We start from the raw sequence: 3,839 nt of genomic DNA on the forward strand, positions 1-3,839 counted from the left end.
ACGAAAAGATAGACTGTTGCACAAAGATAAATTTACCTTCGTGCAACAGCCCCTTATCCAATCAACATATCCCCTCCTTTACTTTTCTCCCGATTTATGTACTTATACTTGACTTATTTTGTCAAGTAAATGCACACTTTTTCGTGAAAAAGTCAAGTAACGAGTTGTTCGGAAATGCCAAACAACTCAACTGGGAAAAATCGGCTCTTTTTTTCTAGGCGAATACCAAAGTAGGAAAATCTCGCGTTTTCTTCCAAGTTGTAAAGAAATGCTTTCCTACTCAATGATTTGTCATCGCCGACAAATCATCTCCGTTCATCGAACAGCACAAAAGCGGCGAACCCACTGCATCGGATTCGCCGCTTTCTTACAAGTTGTAAGGGAACATGCGTTTTATAACAAGGAGGTCTTATGCCACAAAGAGTAGCCATCTATATCCGCGTTTCAACGCAGGAGCAGGCACAGGAAGGATATTCCATAGAAAACGGCTCACCTCCTACTGCAAGGCGAAGGATTGGGCAATCTACGACGTTTACACCGATCCCGGCTTCTCCGGCTCAAACACACAGCGTCCCGCACTGCAAAAACTCTTTGCCGACATTGACGCAGGACGCATTGACTGTGTGCTCGTCTACAAACTGGATCGTCTATCCCGCTCGCAGAAGGACACGCTTTACATGATCGAGGATGTCTTTCTTTCGCACAATGTCGATTTCGTGTCTATGCAGGAAAACTTCGACACATCCTCCTCCTTCGGGCGTGCTATGATCGGCATTCTCTCCGTCTTTGCCCAGTTAGAGCGCGAGCAAATCAAAGAGCGTATGGCAATGGGACGCATCGGGCGCGCCAAGGCGGGATTTTTTCATGGCGGCGGCTATCGCCCCTTCGGTTATGACTACGAAGACAGCCGACTGACAATCAACCCGGCAGAAGCCATCATTGTCCGTGATGTATATGCAATGTTCCTTGCCGGAACGCCCATGACACGCATCGAGGAAATCGTTCATGAGAAATACGGGCGGCACACACATCATACGATGATTCGCTCCATTCTCTCCACACCTATTTACATCGGTCTTGTTTCATGGGCAGGAAAGACGTACACAGGACAGCACGAACCAATCATTGATAAGGAAACCTATCAGCGGACACAGCTCCTGTTAAATGACCGTGCCCGCATTGCCGCAAGCAAACCGAAGCCTTTTCGGGCGGCCCACCTTCTCAGCGGTCTGCTTGTATGCGGAAATTGCGGCGCACTCTATTTTGCCCGCAAGAATTACCTTGGACATGGATCAAAAAAAAGACCACGCTCATACTATCAGTGCTACTCCCGCGCAAAATCCTCAAAGGAGAGAACCATCGATCCGAACTGCAAAAACCCGACCTACCCTGTTGATACACTTGACACACAGGTCTTGGATGAACTGGAACGTCTAGTCAATGACAACACCTATTTTCAGTCCATTGTTGCAAAATCCAAAAAGAAAAAGGACAATCGTTTGGAAGATGATCGCCTTGGCATGATGCGGCGCATTGACGAACTCGACCAACAAATCTCACGTGTCATCGACCTCTACCAACTTGGCACGATTGGAATTGATGCAATCGGACAGCGTACACAGAAGCTGCAAGAAGAGAAGACCGCACTGCAAAGAACACTGGACACCATAAAGCCGGATCAGGACGACCGCCTGTCTATCGATGAAGCCCGCTCTATCCTCTCCGAAAGTTCCTCCGTCATGATCTCGGAGGACATGGAGGCAAAGCGCGTGATGCTGCAATCCCTCATCAAAAGAATCATTGTAAAGCCAACTAAGGGAGACTTGGAGATTGTTTGGAGCTTCTGAACCTGCTCCATTGTTTGTCTTAGAAGCAAAAGAAACGCCCCGATTCATCCTTCGAATCAGGGCGATTGACATAACACTGGAGAAACTCTATGATTATTGAGGCAGGGGCTAACCCCGTTGACGTTGCCGCCCGTCTGGGACACAGCGACGCGACCATTACGCAGAATCTCTATACGCATGATACCGATGAGATGAGGAAGGAGACAGCCGCTATCTTTGCGCGGCTTGTAGGCGAATGAGTAACGCGCCTATCACGCTTTTTACATCCTTTTGTCCACTCTAGAAAGGATGTAGACAACGTGTAGGCAAATCCGCAAAAAGAGAGCGACGAACCGCGCAACAGCGCGGTTTATCGCTCTCATCGTTTATTATACTACATCATAAACGGAATTTTCGCAACCGAAAAGAGCGCGTACGCAACGCATTCCCCCTCATCCAATATAAATTTGACGCACAAAATTTTTTCCACTATAATGAATCCGAATCAGTAAGGAGGGATTCCACATCATGCAGCGTTTTTTGACCGGCGTATTGCTTGCCGCGCTTGCATTCGTTCTGCATTTCGGTGTGTGCGAAGCAGCAGAGGATATGCGCTTCGTCGACGCAGAGGATGACACGGGCTACTACGTCGATGCCGCGAGCATTGTCCGCGTCTCGGATACGGAGCGCGATGCCGTCATCGCCGTCGTCAAGGCAGCCGAAAACCGCCGCTATCTCTATCGCACGCGTCTCAACCCACAGGCGGGAACATATCAGTTCGTTTCCGCACAGGTTGAAGTCTATGATACAAAAGAAGTTCTGCGTACAACGCAGGGAATGAATATACCGCAGAAATACACGCCGGCTTCCCCTCTCAGGAGCATCGCAGACTTCATTGAAGAGCTGCTGACAAAGAAATAGCAGCAAAGATAGGAGGAGATCTCTCATGCAGCAGAAAATCTGTGCACTCGTGCTGACCTTCGTACTCGCACTCACGTCATTCGGCACAGCACTCGCGGCAGAGCCGCCGAACGCCGTCCAGTCGAAACTCGCACTCATCGAGCAGGACACCTACGGACAGGAGCAGACCGGTGCGCTCATCGACCGCATCAACAAGCTCGAGCGCGACTATGACGGCAAACACCGTACGGGCAGCCTCATGGCACGAATCGATGCCATTTACGACGAGGTCTATACGAACAGCACAAGCCCCTCCGTCCTCATGAACCTCAACGCGATTGAGTGGAACATCAACCATGAGACGAGCCTGCGCTCCGTACGGGAACGCGTCAGCGAGATGGAGATCGCACTCCTCGGCAAAACCGCCGAGGGCACGTTCCAAAAGCGCATCTCCGCCCTCTCCGAAGCCTCCTTCGGCACGAAGGAGATTCCTGTCACACCCATCTCCGTACCCGCAAACACGCTTGTCAAGGTCGCACTTGTAACCCCCGTCAACGCGAAGAACCTCAAGGTCGGCGACACGATTGAGTATCAGGTCGCGGAGGACGTCTTCGTCGGTGATGTCCTTGTCTTCACGAAGGGCTCGCGCGGCGAGGGCACAGTCACGAAGGTGAAACAGGCGAAGAACTTCGGCCGCAATGCCGCCGTCGACATCGACTTCAAGAACACGAAGGCACTTGACGGTACCTATGTCACCACCTTCATCGGCGAAGAGGCGAAGAAGGAAATGCAGCACCTCGCCATGGCAGCGGGCGCATCGCTCGCGGGCATCGCCATCCTCGGACCTCTTGGTGTTGTCGCAGGCGCGTTCGTCCACGGCAAGAACATCGACCTCCCCGCAGGCACCGAGCTCTACATCCAGACACAGAGCGATACCACCGTCTACGGTGTCCAGACCACCTACGACAGTGCCGCCCCGTTCCAGGCTGCGGCAGCAACCTCCTCGCATAGCGAGAACAACGACACGAGTGTCTACGACGACGAAGTGTAAGACATAGAAAAAGGGGCTGTTGCACGAAACCAACGTGCAGCAGCCTCAATTTTGTGCAAAAA

At 51.5% G+C, this 3,839-nt stretch carries 3 protein-coding genes and 1 pseudogene; all 4 read left to right on the forward strand.

Annotation, left to right across the window (positions count from 1 at the left end):
* Positions 1–386 precede the first annotated feature (386 nt).
* Positions 387–1,847 carry a recombinase family protein gene (locus ACO6BQ_RS12165; protein WP_489121326.1) on the forward strand — a complete coding sequence of 487 codons (1,461 nt, stop codon included), beginning with the start codon at positions 387–389 and terminating at the stop codon, positions 1,845–1,847.
* A gap of 92 nt (positions 1,848–1,939) precedes the next feature.
* Positions 1,940–2,086, forward strand: a pseudogene (locus tag ACO6BQ_RS12170) (site-specific integrase); the annotation flags it as partial.
* A gap of 268 nt (positions 2,087–2,354) precedes the next feature.
* A complete protein-coding gene (locus ACO6BQ_RS12175; protein WP_489121329.1) occupies positions 2,355–2,747 on the forward strand; it encodes a hypothetical protein in 393 nt (130 codons plus the stop codon).
* A gap of 25 nt (positions 2,748–2,772) precedes the next feature.
* Positions 2,773–3,777, forward strand: a complete 1,005-nt coding sequence (locus ACO6BQ_RS12180) for a hypothetical protein (RefSeq protein WP_489121331.1) — start codon at positions 2,773–2,775, stop codon at positions 3,775–3,777.
* The last annotated feature ends 62 nt before the right edge of the window (positions 3,778–3,839 follow it).

Source organism: Centipeda sp. (in: firmicutes) (assembly GCF_057271695.1).